Source organism: Bradyrhizobium sp. (genome assembly GCF_035701725.1).
Classification (GTDB): domain Bacteria; phylum Pseudomonadota; class Alphaproteobacteria; order Rhizobiales; family Xanthobacteraceae; genus Bradyrhizobium.
This window is the reverse complement of sequence record NZ_DASSRP010000364.1, coordinates 1-15,265: the sequence shown is the minus strand read 5'-3', so window position 1 is coordinate 15,265 and position 15,265 is coordinate 1. Positions and strand designations below refer to the sequence as shown.

Here is a 15,265-nt window from a genome sequence, read left to right as displayed (position 1 = left end):
GTCTATAGCGCCTGCCTCCTTTACCTCGCCCCGCTTGCGGGGAGAGGTCGATCGCGAAGCGACCGGGTGAGGAGACTGTCCGATCATTCGAGCCTGTGTTGAGTCCCCCTCATCCAACCTTCTCCCCGCACGCGGGGAGAAGGAGCTCGCCACCGTTACAATCGAGGTTCACTTCAATAGGCCCTGGTCTTCGAGCGCGCGCCGCAGCGCGGCTTCATCGAGCCACAGACGTCCATGCGATCCCGAGGTCAGCGCCATCGCAATCCTGCCGAAACTTTCGCTCCGCAGGCGATAGGCCTGGCCATAAGCTCGCATCGCGCCCTCAGGGTCGCCCGTTTCCTGAAGCACCACGCCGAGATTGAATATCGCTTCGACATGATCCGCCTTCAGGTCGATCGCCTTTCGATAGGCTGCCGCCGCGCCCGCATAGTCTCGCAAGTCCTGCCGCGCGAGAGCGAGGTCGAACCAGACCGACGGCGGCGCATCCTGTAGCACGGCCTGTTCCAACAATTTCACCGCGAGCGCCGCATCGCCGTCTTCCCATGCAAGCCGTCCCGCGCGCGCCGCGGCCTCGGCGTGATCGGGAATGACATCGAGGATGGCGCGCCACGCCTGGCGCGCCTGTGGCCGCAGACCGGCCTGATCCAGCGTCCGCGCTTTTTCGACGAAGGCATCACGCTGAGGGCTGAGCGCGATCGCATGATCAAGATGCGACAGCGCGGCCTCGAAATCCCCCGCGGTGCGCGCAAGCCGCGCAGCGAGCAGGCGTGCCGCGGCATTGTCCGGCCGCCGCGCCAGGCTCGCTTCGACGTGCGTTCGCGCTGTTTCGAGCTCGCCGGAAGCGGCGAACACAGCCGCCAGTAGATGGCTCAGCATCGGCTCGCCCGGATCGACGCTCAGCCCCTGTTCGCACAGCCTTCGCGCCTCCTCGCGCCGGCCCGCGTTGAAGGCGGCGGCGGCGCGGCGAACGATCTCCTCGGGGGCAAGCGAAACCATGCTGCACCTTAAAACAAAGTCCGCGAGATCGGCTAATCGGGCACAAGCACGGAGCCAGGCCGCGCAGCGGACTTGTCCGCCGCCGGGGTCATTGCCTTTGGCAAACTTGTCGACTAGTCTACAAGAAACGGGGGAAGCGAAATGACCAAGGCAAAACGCCTGACCAGGGTGCTTCTGGCACTGGCTCTTTCTGTGGTTTTCTCACCTGTCCTTTGCGCGCAGGCGCAGGATGTTCCGCCGCCCGGAAAGAGCGCGCGCATCGACGCGATCAAGAAATCAGGCACCTTGCGCGTCGCGGTTCTGGCCAACGCACCTTGGCTCGTCGAAAACACCACCGGCAGCGGCGAACATTGGTCGGGCCCGGCGTGGGATCTCTCCAAGGAATGGGCCAAGCGGCTTGGGGTCAAGCTCGAGCCGGTTCTGGTCTCGCATGAAACCAAGGTGCCGGTGCTGGCGGCCAACCAGGTCGACATTTCGGTGACGCCGCTGGCGGAAAACGCCGAGCGCAACAAGGTCGTCGACTTCGTGCTCTATTCCAACACCAGCGTCTGCATGTTCGGCCGCGCCGACAACGCCAAGTTCGCGGCGGCCAAGAGCGTCGACGATCTGAACTCGCCCGATTTCACCATCGCCTATTTCGTCGGTGCCGGCGAGGAAGGCTGGGTGAAGCAGCGCTTCCCGAAAGCCAAGCTCGTCGGCGTGGTCAATTCCGGCGCGACCGCGCCGCTCGAGGATGTGATGGCCAGACGCGCCGACGCCGCGCCGATCAACCGCATTCCCTATGTGCCGATGAGCCGCAAGGTGAAGGGGCTCGCGGTGCTGCCAAGCGCCAATAACTGCCAGGACTCCACCGAAAAAGCCCAGCCGGTCGGCGCCGCGATCGACAAGAACCAGCCTGAGTTCCTGGACTGGCTGCGCGCAGTCGAGAAATCGATCCACGCGGAGCTCGTCCAGTCGGAGCAGCGTGTCGTCGACAAGATGAACTGAGCCTTTAGACGAACCGGCGGCGGGACGTTGATCGGGCCGAGCCCGATCCGCCGTCCTGCCCATCACCTCATCCGCTCGAACGGCTTCAGCGAATGGAATTCGACTGGTCACCGGTCCTGTCAAACGCCTCCTTCCTGATCGGCGGGCTGGAGCTGACGCTGCTCTTGTCACTATGTTCGGTGATCCTGAGCCTGATGCTCGGCACCGTCATCGGGCTCGCCCGCTGTTACGGGCCGCGGCCGCTGCAGCTCGCGATTGCGTTCTACGTGGATTCGATGCGCGCCATCCCGGTGCTGGTCGTGCTGGTGTGGACGTATTTTGCGCTACCGATTCTCACCGGCGCGGTGCTGCCGCCGTTCTGGGCCGCGCTGGTCGCGCTCACCGTCCACATCGCCGCCTACGTCGCCGAGATCGTTCGCGCCGGCGTCTCCTCGATCCGCAGGGGCCAGCTCTGGGCTGCGTCCGCGCTCGGCATGTCGCTGTGGCAATCGCTGCGCACCGTGATTCTGCCGCAGGCCGTGGTCCGCATGCTGCCGGCCTTCGGTTCGGTGATCTCGATCGCGATCAAGGACACCGCGATCGCCTCCGTGATCGCGGTGCCGGAATATATGAATCGCTCGCAGACGGTCGCCGGCCAAAGCTTTCACCCGATCGAAATCTTCACGGTAGCGGTTGCGGTCTATTTCCTGATCCTGTTCCCGGTCACGCGGCTCGTCGATTTCGTCTACGGGCGGTTGGCGCATCTGGGGCGGTCATGAAATTCGATTGGCTCGTCATTTGGCGCAATCTCGACGCCTTCATCGATGGCGCGAAACTGACGATTCTGCTCGCGGTGGCGACGATGGCGATCGCGGTGCCCGGCGGCATCTTGCTGGCGATGATGCGAATCTCGGGTATCCGCGTTCTGTCGGTCATCGCGACGGCCTTCATCGAATTGTTCCGCAACGTGCCGCTGATCCTCGTGATCTACATGGCCTACTATGTGCTGCCGGTGATGAGCGGGCTCAGCGCCTCGCCGCTCGTGACCGGGCTGATCGCGCTCAGCCTCAACGTCTCGGCCTATAACGGCGAGACTTTCCGCGCCGGCATTGCCTCGATCCGCAAGGGACAGAGCGAAGCCGCTTTCGCGCTCGGCATGAGCCCGTGGCAGACATTCCGGATCGTCGTGCTGCCACAGGCGGTCAAACGCGTGCTGCCGATCCTGGCCTCGACCTGGATCTCGCTGTTCAAGGACACCTCGCTGGTCTCGGTGATTTCGGTCGGCGAACTGTCCTACGTCTCGACCCGCGTCAGGGCGCAAAGCTTTCGCGTGCTGGAAGTACTGACCGCGATGGCGGCGATCTACTGGGTGCTGGGCTATCCGCAGGCCAAGCTGGTCGACTGGATCAACAAACGCTGGGGAAGCGCCGAATGACACCGTCTTCCGAAACTCCGCCTGCGCGCAAGGCAGCCGGCACGACGCCGGTGGTGAGCTATAGCGGCGTCATCAAGCGTTTTGGCAATGTCACGGTGCTGACCGGCGTATCCATGGAGGTGCGCAAGGGCGAAGTGGTTTGCCTGATCGGTCCGTCCGGTTCGGGCAAGTCGACGCTGCTTCGCTGCACCAACGGACTTGAGCGCATCGACGGCGGCGAAATCCTGCTCGACGGCCAGCGCCTGCCGAGCGACGGCAAAGGGCTGCGGCTGATGCGCCGGCGGATGGGCATGGTGTTTCAGAATTTCGAGCTGTTCCCGCACAAGACGGCGCTGGAGAACGTCGCGGTCGGCCCGGTCACCGTGCTTGGCATTTCCCGAAGCGAAGCCGAACAGCGCGCCACCACGCTGCTCGCGAAAGTCGGCCTTTCGGACCGGGCCGGCAATTATCCCTCGCAGCTCTCCGGCGGCCAGCAGCAGCGCGTTGCGATCGCACGCGCTCTCGCAATGGAGCCCGAGGTGATGCTGTTCGACGAGCCGACTTCGGCGCTCGATCCCGAGACCGTCGGCGAAGTGCTGGCGGTGATGAAGCGCCTCGCCGAAGAAGGCATGACCATGCTCGTTGTTACGCACGAAATGACCTTCGCGCGGCGCGTCAGCGACTGGGTCGTCGTCATGGACAAAGGGGCCATCATCGAACAGGGACCGCCGCAGCAGATCTACGATGCGCCGCAGGTGGCGCGCACCAGAGAGTTCCTCTCTCACCTCGGCTGGTCGGGCTAAAGCGGCGATTCACTCAACTAAAGAGACCGTGTCGCAGCAACTCGGCGCCTGCCGCAATAACCGCGATCAACACCAGTTTCCTGAACGTCTCGGGCGCAATTCTATCGCGCATATGTTGTCCGGCGTACATACCGAGCCCAACCGGCAACATCGCCGCCGTCGAGATCAAGAGGTCAAGCCAACTGAACTCGCGGCTCGCCGCCAGAAGAATTGCCAGCAAAGCGGAGGAAATGACAAGATAAAGCGACGCTTCCTTGGTAAAGGCTTTTCCCCGTAGTCCCTTTGCCAGCATGAATATGAAAACGAGCGGTCCCGCCATCGCGGCGAGGCCGCCCAGAATGCCGCCGAAAAATCCGAATGCGATGCCGGCCGGCAGCACCAAGCGCGGCGGAAGCGCGAGCTTCGGCGCGAACAGCGTGATGCCGCCAACCCCAATCAGCACCAGGCCCGCAACAATCCTTGCCGTATTCGCATCGATCGCCAGCAGGATGCGAACGCCAAGGAAGAGGCCGGGGATCATGCCGATACCGACCGGCGTCAACTGCATGAGAGAGCGTGCGGTCTTTCCGCCCTCCAGCGCCTGCGGCAGGTTGCTGAAGATCAAAGGCATGCTCAACAACATTGCGACCGATTTGACGTCGATGAACAGCGACAGCAGCGGCAACGCGATGACCGGCATGCCGACCCCGATCGTTCCCTTCAGCAGGCCGGCGACGATCAGGCTGCAGACCACAGCCGCAACGATATGAGGCTGATCGATATAAAGGATGCGGATCAACACGGCGTTCAACTCCAACCTTCGAACCGGTCTGTTTGCCGAGATTCTTGGCGCGACGACGCGCGATTGTCGCGCGCGAACAGTTCGGCCTATGCCGAACTGTTTTCGGTTGATATGCGCATCGCATCGGGGATAGAGTTTGAGGATGGTCGCCGCGGCAAATCTGGTCGAAGTCGCCGCTCTCGTGGGCGATACCGCGCGAGCAACGATGCTTAACGCCCTGATGGGTGGCCAGTCGCTGACTGCAACTGAACTGGCTTACTGCGCCAACATCTCACGCTCGACGGCCAGCGGTCACTTGAGCAAGCTGGTTGCCGCGGGGCTCCTTACCGTCACTCACAAGCGTCGTTTCAGCTATTATCGCATCGCCTCCCCGCTGGTCGCGGCTATGCTGGAGAGCAGCAAGGTGGTCGCGGCCATCGACATGCCGCCCCGCCGTCATCCACGATCGATCAACGACGATGCACTCCGCTTTGCCCGAAGTTGCTACGATCACCTCGCCGGCCAGCTTGGTGTCGCGGTGACCGACGCCCTCGTGGCTATGGGACACATCATACTCACCGATGAAGGCGGTGAGGTCACGCCTTCAGGCGAACGTTTCCTTTCCGCATTCGGCGTTGACCTGAAGCCGAGGACGCGACGGATCTTCTGCCAGCCTTGTCTCGACTGGAGTGAGCGCCGCTATCACATCAAGGGACTCGTCGGAGCTCGCATTCTGGATCGGTTGTTTGAGCTCGGATGGCTAAAATCCGTGCCGGGCGGCCGAGCGCTGCAGCTAACGCCGTCTGGACGGAGAGGCTTGTTCGAAATCTTCCAGGTCGAGATCGAGAGAGGGGCCGTCCAGCCGGTTGACGATGCGACCCGTGGCGGCCGGCAGCTTAAGCTGAGCGACCTACTTAATCCCTAGAGCGGCAGATCGCGCGCGCGCGCAATGCCCAGCATCAACCCGCGCAACTCGGCAAGGCCCTTGAGGCGGCCGATCGCGGAGTAGCCGGGAAAGCTGCTTTTCCCGACGTCGTCGAGCAATTCATGGCCGTGATCGGGGCGGAACGGCAGCCGCCAGGCGACATCGCCCGCATCGCGCCGGCGCGCCTGTTCGCCCAGGAACGCCTCGACGACCGCGAACATGTCGGTATCGCCCGCCAGATGCTCGGCCTCTTCGAACGAACCGTCAGACTCCTTTCTGACGTTGCGCAAATGGACAAAGTGCGTCTTGCCGGCAAATCGCTGCGCCATCGCCGGCACGTCGTTCGCGGCGCCGGCGCCGAGCGAGCCGGTGCAGAACGTCAGTCCGTTCGAAGGTGAATCGACCGTCGTCAGAATCTTCTCGATGTCTTGAGCGGTCGAGACGATCCGCGGCAGCCCCATCAGCGGCCGGGGCGGATCATCCGGATGGATCGCAAGCCGGATCCCGCATTCCTCGGCGGCCGGGATCACTTCGCGAAGGAAGCGCGCCAGGTGCCCATGCAACACCTCAGCCGTGACGCCCTGATAATGATCCAGCATCCGCTGCAGGCCGGCGATGTCGTAACGGTCGAACGCACCCGGCAGGCCGGTCATGATGATCGAGATCAGGCGGTCGCGCTGGCTTTGCGAAGAACGGTCGAACCAGTCGCGCGCGCGCGCCAGCACGCCTTGCGAATAGTCGGCTTCGGCGCCGGGCCGCTTCAGCATCAGGCAGTCGAACGCCGCGAATTCATGCGCGTTGAAGCGCAGCGCGCGTCCGCCACCGGCAATCGGGTGGTAAAGCTCGGTGCGCGTCCAATCGACCACCGGCATGAAATTGTAGCAGATCACCTTGATGCCGCAGGCGGCGAGGTTGCGCATCGAGGCGCGATAGTTGTCGAAAATCGCCGTCAGATCGCCCTCGCCGAGCTTGACCCGTTCATGGACGGGCAAGCTCTCCACGACGTTCCAGCGCAGCGCGAGCGAGGCATCGGCCGCGATCTGCGCCTTGCGCGCCTCGATATCGGCGATGCTCCAGACCTCGCCATAGGGAATATCGTGCAACGCGGTGACCACGCCGCTCGCGCCGGCCTGACGAATGGCGCGCAACTCGACGACATCACCCGGTCCAAACCATCGCCAGCTTTGTTCCACGTTTTTTCCTCAGATGTTGGACGGGGCTAAAAGTGTTGCGGTCGCGCGACGAATGCCATGGCGAGCGATCGAGACATAAGCCGCAAGCACGGCATCGCCAAAGGCGTTGCTATCCGAAAGCCCCGCGAAGATCTGCTCAAAGCGCAAGACGGCGGCGACTTTTGCTTCGGCGGTGCTGCCCGCTGACGCAAGCGCCGCTCGCAGTCTGTCCTTGTAGGGATCGTCCACCGCGATCGCTTCGCCGCGATCATCGTTTCCTTCGAGATAACGGATCCAGGCCGCGACGACATGCGCCAAGCGCGAAACCGCCTCGCCTCGCCGCAATCGCTCACCGACCGTGCCGAGCAGGCGCACCGGCAGCTTCTGCGAGCCGTCGGAAGCAACCTGCGCCGTTCGGTGCAGGATAGCCGGATTGTCGAACCGACGAAGCACCGCTTCGGCATATCCGGACGGATCGACGCCTGCAGGCGCCGCAAGCGCCGGGATGATTTCGCGGTGCCATAGTTCCAGGACGAATTGCCGAAACACCGGATCGGCGGCGGCCTCGCCGATGGTCGCCTCGCTCGCGAGGCAGCCGAGATAGGCGAGCGCCGAATGCGCGCAGTTCAGGACGCGAAGCTTCATTCGCTCGAACGCGCCGACGTCGCCGACAATCTGTGCGCCGACATTCTCCCAGGCGGGACGATCGTCCCCGATGAACCGGTCCTCGATCACCCATTGGCGGAACGGTTCGTGGCTGACGGGCGCCAGATCGAGCAAACCTGTGACGCTGCTTGCCGTGGCCAGATCGGCCTCCGTGGTGGCAGGCACGATGCGATCGACCATGGTCGAAGGAAACATCACGTTATGCGCAATCCAATCGGCCAGACCCTCGTCCTGACGACGAACGAAGGCGTCAAGCAGTCTCGCGAGCAGCCGGCCGTTTTCCGGCAGGTTGTCGCAACAAAGGATGGTGAAGGGTGCAAGCCCGGCATCGCGGCGCGCCCGCAGCGCCGCGGCAAGGAAACCGAACACCGAGCGCGGACGGGAACGCTCGCGCAGGTCGGCCAGGATCGCCGGATGCTCCAAATCGAGTTGACGCGAAGCGGCATCGAAGCAATAGCCTTTTTCCGTGACCGTCAGGCTGACGATGCGGCAGCTTTCGTTTGCCATGGCGTCGATCACCGCCGACGGATTTTCCGGCGCAACCAGAACCTGCTTCAGGCAACCGATGATGCGAGGCCGAACCTGCGACCCCTCGCGTTGCAGCGCCGTGTACAGGCCATCCTGCGGCGCGAGGCGGTCGCGCTGATCGGGCCGTTGCAGGCTGACGCCGATGATGCCCCAGCCGCGCTCGCCGGCCTCGAGCGCATCCTCGACATAGTCGGCCAGATGAGCACGGGCAAAGTTGCCGAGCCCGAGATGAACGATGCGGCCGCTGAGATCATTTCGGGCATAGGACGGAAGCCGCACGCCGGGCCTGGCCTGAACCAGGGAGCGATCATCGAGGCGGGGCGGCGGCACGTGCATGGCGTTGGGTTTGTGGAGGCGGACAGACGGCGACGTGCCGACCGGCGATGGATTTGGTATTGCCAAGGCGAGATGTGGCCTTTAGCTTGTACCGCGCCCTGGTCGACTAGTCGACCAGAATTCGTTTCCCCGTCAGCCGACGACGCACCGAGATCTTGCAAACATGCCGACGGTTCGCCCGCAGTTGGCGGCAAACGAGGTGGAGGCCGATAGCTCGATCTACGCGACGCTGCGGCGCGACATCGCCGCGATGCGGCTTCGGCCCGGCACGCGGCTCTCCGAGAACGAACTCGCGACGCGGTTCGGCACCAGCCGCGCGCCCGTGCGTGAAGCGCTGATCCGGCTGGTCGAAGATGGGCTGATCGAGGTCCGGCCGCAGCGTGGCAGTTTTGTCAGCGCGATCTCGCTCGCCGCGATGGAACAGGGCCGACTGGTGCGCGAGGCGCTGGAGGTTGCGATCATCCGCCGCGCCTGCGCGCAGAAACTCTCGAGCGAGGCGATCGCGCGATGCGAGGCGGCGATTTCGCAGCAGGTGGCATCCAAGCGCGATCCCGAGCGCTTCACCTATTACGACGACATATTTCATCGCGCGTTCGCCGAAGCCACTTCGCTGCACGGCGTGTGGGCGATCATCGAGCGCGAAAAAGTCCAGTTCGACCGGTTGCGCATCCTGAGCCTGCCGGACGTGACGCCGGTGAACCACCTGATCGCGCAGCATCGCGACATTCTCAATGCGGTGGTCCGCGGCAATGCCGACAAGGCCGAGAAAGCCGTGCGCGCGCACCTCGTAGAAGTGCTGCGCATTGCCGACGATCTCGCGCTTCGCCATCCCGAACTGATCGCTCCCACCGCGTAACCGCCGAGCGGACAAGCCATGAAGGTTGCTTCCATCGGCGAATGCATGATCGAGTTCTCGCAAACGCCGGACGGTGCGTTCCGCCGCGGCTTCGGCGGCGATACGCTCAACACCGCGCTCTATCTGTCGCGTCTCGGCGTTGAGACGTCCTACGTGACCGCGCTCGGCGACGATGCGCTGAGCGAGGCCATGCTGGCGACCTGGCGCAGCGAAGGCATCCGCACGGATCTGGTGCTGCGCATCGCTGGACGCCTGCCCGGCCTCTACATGATCGAGCGCGATGCGCGCGGCGAGCGCACGTTTCTTTATTGGCGCGACCGGGCGCCGGCGCGCGAATTGTTCGAGCGCGCGGACGCGTCGTTGCTCGATCGCCTGGCGCAATTCGACTGGCTGTATCTCTCGGGCATCAGCCTGTCGCTTTACGGCGACAACGGGCGCGCCCGCTTGCGCGAGCTGCTCGCCAGCACCCGGCAAAACGGCGGCAAGGTCGCCTTCGACGGCAACTATCGTCCGCGCGGCTGGCCGGACAGGATAGCCGCCCGCCGCGCCTTCGAGGAAATTCTGCCCCTGGTGGATCTCGCCATGCCGACATTCGAGGACGAACAAGTGCTGTTCGACGATGACGACGTACGGTCGTGCCTGGCACGCTTGAGCGCGGCGGGAGTTGGCGAAATCGTCGTCAAGCGCGGCGCGCTAGGATGCGTCGTCCGCGCCGGCGGCGAGGAAATCGATGTACCGCCGCCGCGCGTGGTGCAACCGGTCGACACCACGGCAGCCGGCGATTCCTTCAACGCCGCCTACCTCGCCGCCCGCATCAGGGGCGCCGCGCCGCGGGAAGCCGCGTTCGCCGGCCATCGGTTGGCGGGCGCCGTCATCCTGTCGCCGGGAGCCGTGATCGAGCGCGATCAGATGCCGAAAGACATCTTCAACAGCGGAGAAGCCGCATGAGCAGGTCCAACGGCCAAGCCAGGGGGCAGGCACGCCTGAGCGAGATTTTGGCGCTGGCACCGGTCATTCCCGTGATCACGATTGCCGACGCTGCGCAGGCGCTGCCGCTGGCGCGCGCGCTGGTCGCCGGCGGATTGCGCGCGATCGAGATCACCTTGCGCACCGATGCGGCTGTGGAAGCCGCACGGGCCATCATCAAGGACGTGCCGGACGCAATCGTCGGCATTGGCACCGTGCTGACACCGCAGGATCTTGAGCGCGCCCAAAAATTCGGTGCGGCCTTTGCGGTCAGCCCCGGCGTGACGCAAGATCTGCTCTCTGCCGCACGCGAAACGGATCTGCCGTTCGCGCCGGGTGTCCAGACGGCTTCGGACCTGATCGCCTGCGTCACCGGCGGGTTCGAACTGGTAAAGTTCTTTCCGGCGATTCCGGCCGGCGGCCTTGGCGCGCTGAACGCGCTCAGCGGTCCGTTTCCGCAGGTGCGCTATTGTCCGACCGGCGGCATTGGCGAGACCAATGTGCGGGAATGGCTCGTCCATCCAAAGGTCGCGGCGGTCGGAGGTTCCTGGATCGCGCCAGCATCCGACATCGCGGCCGGCGCCTGGGACAAGATCGAGCAGCGCGCCCGCGCCGCGGCCGCGCTGCGGCCCGCATCGCAGAGGTAGGCGACTTCCGCAAAGTGGTTGACCCTGGTGGGCGCACCAGGGCGGCTCGAACCTGGGACCCGCTGACTAAGAGACAGCGCCGGATTGAGAACAATCAATGGCTTGCTGATCGTACCTCTGGGCTTATCCGGCGGAAAACGGGCATTCGTCGCACGATTGTAGTTCTCCATTGCGCTGCCTGTCCGGGTGCTCAGAACGCTTAGCCCCCCGAGACAAACTTTGGCGTCCAGTTCAGGCCGCGTATCAGGCTACGCGACCCAAATGGGAGAGGCAGGCAGGGGCCGGTTTGCCGACCGGATTGACGTTGACTGCGATCGCGGGGGCTACCCTCGCAAGCAATCTACTCCGCAGCGAGCATACGATCGCGCCGGTGCAGCAACAGCCGATCCCATACGTGAGCGAGCGCTTCAGCCAGCCCATCGATCAGCGCATCGTAATGATAAGGCGATGGCGTAATACGCAGCCGTTCCGTGCCTCGCGGCACCGTGGGGTAGTTGATCGGCTGAACATAGATATCGTGCTCGGACAGCAGCAAGTCGCAGGCCGCCTTGCACTTTTCTGGGTCCCCAACGTAAATCGGAACGATGTGTGTTTCGCTCGGCATGACCGGCAGGCCTGCCTTTGCGAGCACGTGCTTGACGCGGGCGGCACGATCCTGGTGCCAGTCGCGCTCCCAGGTGGACTGCTTCAAATGCCGGATCGCGGCGATCGCCGCCGCGCAGACGGCCGGGGGCAACGCCGTCGTGAAGATGAAGCCCGAAGCGTAGGACCGCACCGCATCGATCAGAATGCTCTTTCCCGCAATATAGCCGCCGAGGCAGCCAAAAGCCTTGGCCAGCGTGCCTTCGAGAATGTCGATACGATCCATGACCCCATCGCGCTCGGCTATGCCGCCGCCGCGCGGACCGTACATGCCGACCGCATGAACCTCGTCGACATAGGTGAGAGCGCCGTAGCGCTCAGCGAGATCGCAGATCCGATGCAGCGGAGCCACATCTCCGTCCATAGAGTAGAGGCTTTCGCACAGGATCAGTTTCGGCCGGTCGCGGTCGGCAGCACGCAATAGCCGCTCCAGATGGCCAGTATCGTTATGACGCCATATCTGCTTCTCACCACCTGCCCTGCGGACGCCTTCGATCATGGAATTATGATTGAGCGCATCCGACAGCAGCAGGCAATCCGGCAATAACTTCGCGATGGTCGGAATCGCAGTCTCGTTGGAGACGTAGCCCGATGTAAAGACCAGCGCCGCTTCCTTGCCATGCAGATCGGCAAGCTCATGCTCCAATTCGACAAGAGGATGATTGGTTCCCGCGATGTTGCGCGTGCCGCCGGCGCCTGTCCCCATGCTCTTCGCCGCTTCCACCATCGCATCCACGACTTTCGGATGTTGGCTCATGCCGAGATAGTCGTTCGAGCACCAGATCACGACATTCCGCCGACCGTTGGCGGAGTGCCAGATCGCATGCGGAAACTCTCCAACCTGGCGTTGAAGGTCGACAAAAACGCGATATCGTCGTTCGTGGTGCAGCTTGCTCACCGCCTGCTCGAAATACAGATCATAATTCATGATGCCGTCACCTCTCTTGTCGCTATTGCGCGTCGTCAGCCATTAACCTCACGTCTCAATAGAGCTGGCGCGACCACGTTACTCGCTCAGTCCGAGCTCGCGGGCCACCGCCACAATCCGGTCTCGCTGCCCCGCATCGTCGGAGAAAACGTCCGTGCCACGGGTGAGCGCTTGTTTGGCTTGCTCTGTCTGCCCCAGCACGATGCGCGAACGGATCAATTTGATCCAGCCTTCCGCATCACGCGGCGATTTCTCCAGTCGTCTGGCAAGACCATCGACCATGTTATGGACCATCGCCGAGCGATCGGCTGACGACATCGCGTCGGCAGCCTGCAAATCCTCTACGCTTGGTCCTTTCTCGACCACTCGAGGCAACCAAGATTCATTTTTCGACATTGAAGGTACGTCTTGCGAGTTCGCCAGTTTCGATTCCGCCGCCGAGATCGGGGCGCTGACGCCGAGATCGCGTTCGAGGCCGTTGATGCTGCTTTTCAGCTCGGACAGCCAGGGTTCGTCGGACTTTACCTTCGCAAGCAGATCGACCCACTCAACCAGCGCCGCGGCCTTGTCCCCGCTTTGGGCCTTGGCCAATCCTGCGAAGAAGCGCGCCCGGGTGTTCTGGGGATCGATCTTCAGCACCTCTTCGATCGCTTTCGCGGTCGCAGCCGACACCTTGCCGTCGGAAGATCGGAGCATGACCTCGATGCGCGCCGTTCTAAGCTCAGCGTTGCCGGGAAGGAGCTCGATCGCCTTCGCGTAGGCATTGCTTGCTTCGGAAAATCTGCCGACGTTGAGGTAGGACCAGCCAAGCGTGCGCCAACCCTCGGCATCCCCGGCATTTTTTTCCAGTCTCGCAACGAGACGCTGAATCATCTCCTCGACCGATGGCAGGCCGGAGCGCGGTTGCGGCTGTGGTGCCCACCAATCCGTCGAACCGGTCGTCTGCGTGGCGGCCGCCAGGCGCTTGACGGCTGGCGCATCCTCCGCGGCCAAATCGCGCGTCTCTCGCCCCACGATCGGCCCCTTGATCGTGGACACGTCGGCGTCTTTCGCCGTTACGTAAAGCCCGGCGACGCCGGCAATCGCGACCCCGGCGATACAGGCCAGGGTAAATTCCAACCGACCAGCCTGCTGTCCGTTGCTTGCCGAGGCACGTTGCACCCAGGCGTGGCCGAACCATCGCACGAACAGTAACGACAGCAACACCGCTATTGCAGATGTCGCAATCGTTTGAGCGAACCACACTGCCATGCCTTACTCCTCTCTCCATCCAGGGAGCCAAAACATTCGATACTTGGTCTCGTCCATCATCTTGTCGATGTCGGCGAACAATTGGTGCCATCGGGGCGGGCGCTGTATCGGCAAAGCGCCGCCGCGGCAGGCGCCCCGAATTTGCTCTTTTCATCGACCGGCTTGCCATCGGTATAGAAATCGTAGCGGAAGCCGACCGTGGCCATGAGTTCGGTATCCTGGCTCTTGATCCCGCTCTGAAGCATGTTCGTCCATTGCGCGCCGATTTCGAACTCAAGGCTCAGGCTCTTGGTCCATTGGAAATCAACCAGAACGGACGGGAGCACCGTGTACTCCGTCAGATTCGTTCCTCTGCCCGTCATGTAGCCCAACCTCAATCGCGGACTGATGCGCAAGTCCGGCGTCGCCGGAATTCTTGTGTTGAAGTCCAACACGTACAGGTCTGAGGTCGTCATCTGCGAGTAACGCAGGGCGGCGATATACATGTCGCCGTCCCTTACGATGTTGTTTCCGATCAGCTGGGCCGAATAATAGTATTCATTGCCAGCCGGTAATGAAGCCAACGAAGGGTCCAGGCCAATCGGCACAATCGGCTGAGTCAAATTGACGACGGTCGCGTCCGCGCTGACCTGCAACTTGTCGTTCAGAGGATGCGAGAAGCCGATCATGGCCGACTTGTAGATCGGGGTCTGATCGAGCGCGAGTTGTTGCAGCTGCTCGTTGGTGTTGAACTTGAGCATATCGTAGAGCGTGGCGAACGGCTGATTGAGCAGCGCATTCCAGGTGGAGAGGAACGGCGTTCGGCGATAATCGGCGCCGCCGTAGATTGTCGACTTGTCGGGCAGAATCCAGGACCCCGAGAAGATCGCCGCGTTCAGCCGGTTGAAGTGAACGTCGTAATCGATGTTTCCGAACGCAAACTTGCTCTCGTCAAAGTAACGCAGGTCCGTGCCGACGGCCTCTCGATCCACCAGCCAGCGGTCACGCTGCTCGATCGCATAAAGCGTCGTTTCGAACCCGTTAAACGGACCGAGACCGATGGCTGCGGCGTAGAAATACTTGTCGTCCTTGAACGGCAGATCATAACGGCTGACAGCGGGCGAGCCCGCGACGACGTCCAGCCGCAACATCGAAAGGGATTGCCAGCTTATGAGCGCGCCGTCGAAGCGGCCAAGCACGCCGTCCGTATTCAGTACCTGTCGACCGAACACCGAACGAAGATTCCAGTCCTTTACCAGCGTGTCGACCGAAAGCGCGGCCACTCCGAGGAGATCGCTCGAGGTGGGAGCGAACATATGCTCCTCGCTGCCCGAAAACCGGATTTTTCCCTTGGTCTGGTCGTTATTCCAGGTCGCTGTCGCATCCAGGCTGGAGAGTATTTCGTTTTGGTGCACGCGGTGGGAGTCTGG

At 63.0% G+C, this 15,265-nt stretch carries 14 protein-coding genes and 1 pseudogene; 8 read left to right on the top strand and 7 right to left on the bottom strand.

Features of this window, described 5'->3' with window-relative positions; all coding sequences use genetic code 11:
• Nucleotides 1–168 precede the first annotated feature (168 nt).
• Nucleotides 169–996, bottom strand: coding sequence for a tetratricopeptide repeat protein (locus VFL62_RS21845; protein ID WP_325174468.1), 828 nt, complete (start codon nt 994–996; stop codon nt 169–171).
• A 141-nt stretch (nt 997–1,137) separates the two neighbouring features.
• Here VFL62_RS21845 and VFL62_RS21840 point away from each other — a divergent pair, with 141 nt between their 5' ends.
• The 4 genes from VFL62_RS21840 (at nt 1,138) to VFL62_RS21825 (ending at nt 4,179) form a co-directional block, all read left to right on the top strand.
• On the top strand, nt 1,138–1,983 hold the full coding sequence (locus VFL62_RS21840) for a substrate-binding periplasmic protein (protein ID WP_325174467.1): 846 nt from the start codon (nt 1,138–1,140) through the stop codon (nt 1,981–1,983).
• Between the two features lie 92 nt (nt 1,984–2,075).
• Nucleotides 2,076–2,741 (top strand): amino acid ABC transporter permease, encoded by a 666-nt coding sequence (locus VFL62_RS21835; protein ID WP_325174466.1) that lies wholly within the window; start codon nt 2,076–2,078, stop codon nt 2,739–2,741.
• Nucleotides 2,738–3,397: an amino acid ABC transporter permease gene (locus VFL62_RS21830; protein WP_325174465.1), complete on the top strand. Its 660-nt coding sequence runs from the start codon at nt 2,738–2,740 to the stop codon at nt 3,395–3,397. The genes VFL62_RS21835 and VFL62_RS21830 overlap by 4 nt, the downstream gene beginning before the upstream one ends.
• A complete protein-coding gene (locus VFL62_RS21825; RefSeq protein ID WP_325174464.1) occupies nt 3,394–4,179 on the top strand; it encodes an amino acid ABC transporter ATP-binding protein in 786 nt (261 codons plus the stop codon). Before VFL62_RS21830 ends, VFL62_RS21825 begins: the two co-directional genes overlap by 4 nt.
• A gap of 13 nt (nt 4,180–4,192) precedes the next feature.
• Here VFL62_RS21825 and VFL62_RS21820 read toward each other — a convergent pair whose 3' ends face one another.
• Nucleotides 4,193–4,960 carry a sulfite exporter TauE/SafE family protein gene (locus VFL62_RS21820; RefSeq protein WP_325174463.1) on the bottom strand — a complete coding sequence of 256 codons (768 nt, stop codon included), beginning with the start codon at nt 4,958–4,960 and terminating at the stop codon, nt 4,193–4,195.
• A gap of 142 nt (nt 4,961–5,102) precedes the next feature.
• Between VFL62_RS21820 and VFL62_RS21815 the strand changes: the two genes are divergently transcribed.
• Nucleotides 5,103–5,864: a winged helix-turn-helix domain-containing protein gene (locus tag VFL62_RS21815; RefSeq protein WP_325174462.1), complete on the top strand. Its 762-nt coding sequence runs from the start codon at nt 5,103–5,105 to the stop codon at nt 5,862–5,864.
• On the opposite strand, the gene uxuA is transcribed toward VFL62_RS21815, so the two are convergent.
• A complete protein-coding gene (gene uxuA / locus VFL62_RS21810) occupies nt 5,861–7,057 on the bottom strand; it encodes a mannonate dehydratase (RefSeq protein WP_325174461.1) in 1,197 nt (398 codons plus the stop codon). The genes VFL62_RS21815 and uxuA overlap by 4 nt on opposite strands.
• A gap of 9 nt (nt 7,058–7,066) precedes the next feature.
• Nucleotides 7,067–8,560, bottom strand: a complete 1,494-nt coding sequence (locus tag VFL62_RS21805; RefSeq protein WP_325174460.1) for a mannitol dehydrogenase family protein — start codon at nt 8,558–8,560, stop codon at nt 7,067–7,069.
• Between the two features lie 169 nt (nt 8,561–8,729).
• Here VFL62_RS21805 and VFL62_RS21800 point away from each other — a divergent pair, with 169 nt between their 5' ends.
• Genes VFL62_RS21800 through eda form a run of 3 tightly spaced genes read left to right on the top strand, consistent with a single transcriptional unit; the run spans nt 8,730 to nt 11,035 of the window.
• Complete coding sequence (locus VFL62_RS21800; RefSeq protein ID WP_325174459.1) at nt 8,730–9,422, top strand: GntR family transcriptional regulator; 693 nt, start codon at nt 8,730–8,732, stop codon at nt 9,420–9,422.
• An 18-nt stretch (nt 9,423–9,440) separates the two neighbouring features.
• Entirely contained in the window at nt 9,441–10,370 is a 930-nt protein-coding gene (locus tag VFL62_RS21795; RefSeq protein ID WP_325174458.1) for a sugar kinase, read from the top strand.
• The gene (gene eda, locus VFL62_RS21790) at nt 10,367–11,035 is read left to right on the top strand and encodes a bifunctional 4-hydroxy-2-oxoglutarate aldolase/2-dehydro-3-deoxy-phosphogluconate aldolase (RefSeq protein WP_325174457.1); all 669 of its coding nucleotides are present in this window, start codon (nt 10,367–10,369) and stop codon (nt 11,033–11,035) included. The genes VFL62_RS21795 and eda overlap by 4 nt, the downstream gene beginning before the upstream one ends.
• 340 nt (nt 11,036–11,375) lie before the next feature.
• Here the strand turns inward: eda and hemA are convergent, their stop codons facing one another.
• The 3 genes and pseudogenes from hemA to VFL62_RS21775 all read right to left on the bottom strand — a co-directional run.
• Complete coding sequence (hemA, locus tag VFL62_RS21785; RefSeq protein ID WP_325174456.1) at nt 11,376–12,605, bottom strand: 5-aminolevulinate synthase; 1,230 nt, start codon at nt 12,603–12,605, stop codon at nt 11,376–11,378.
• A gap of 78 nt (nt 12,606–12,683) precedes the next feature.
• The gene (locus tag VFL62_RS21780) at nt 12,684–13,790 is read right to left on the bottom strand and encodes a tetratricopeptide repeat protein (protein WP_325174455.1); all 1,107 of its coding nucleotides are present in this window, start codon (nt 13,788–13,790) and stop codon (nt 12,684–12,686) included.
• Between the two features lie 122 nt (nt 13,791–13,912).
• Nucleotides 13,913–15,265 (bottom strand): annotated as a pseudogene (locus tag VFL62_RS21775) (hypothetical protein); the annotation flags it as partial.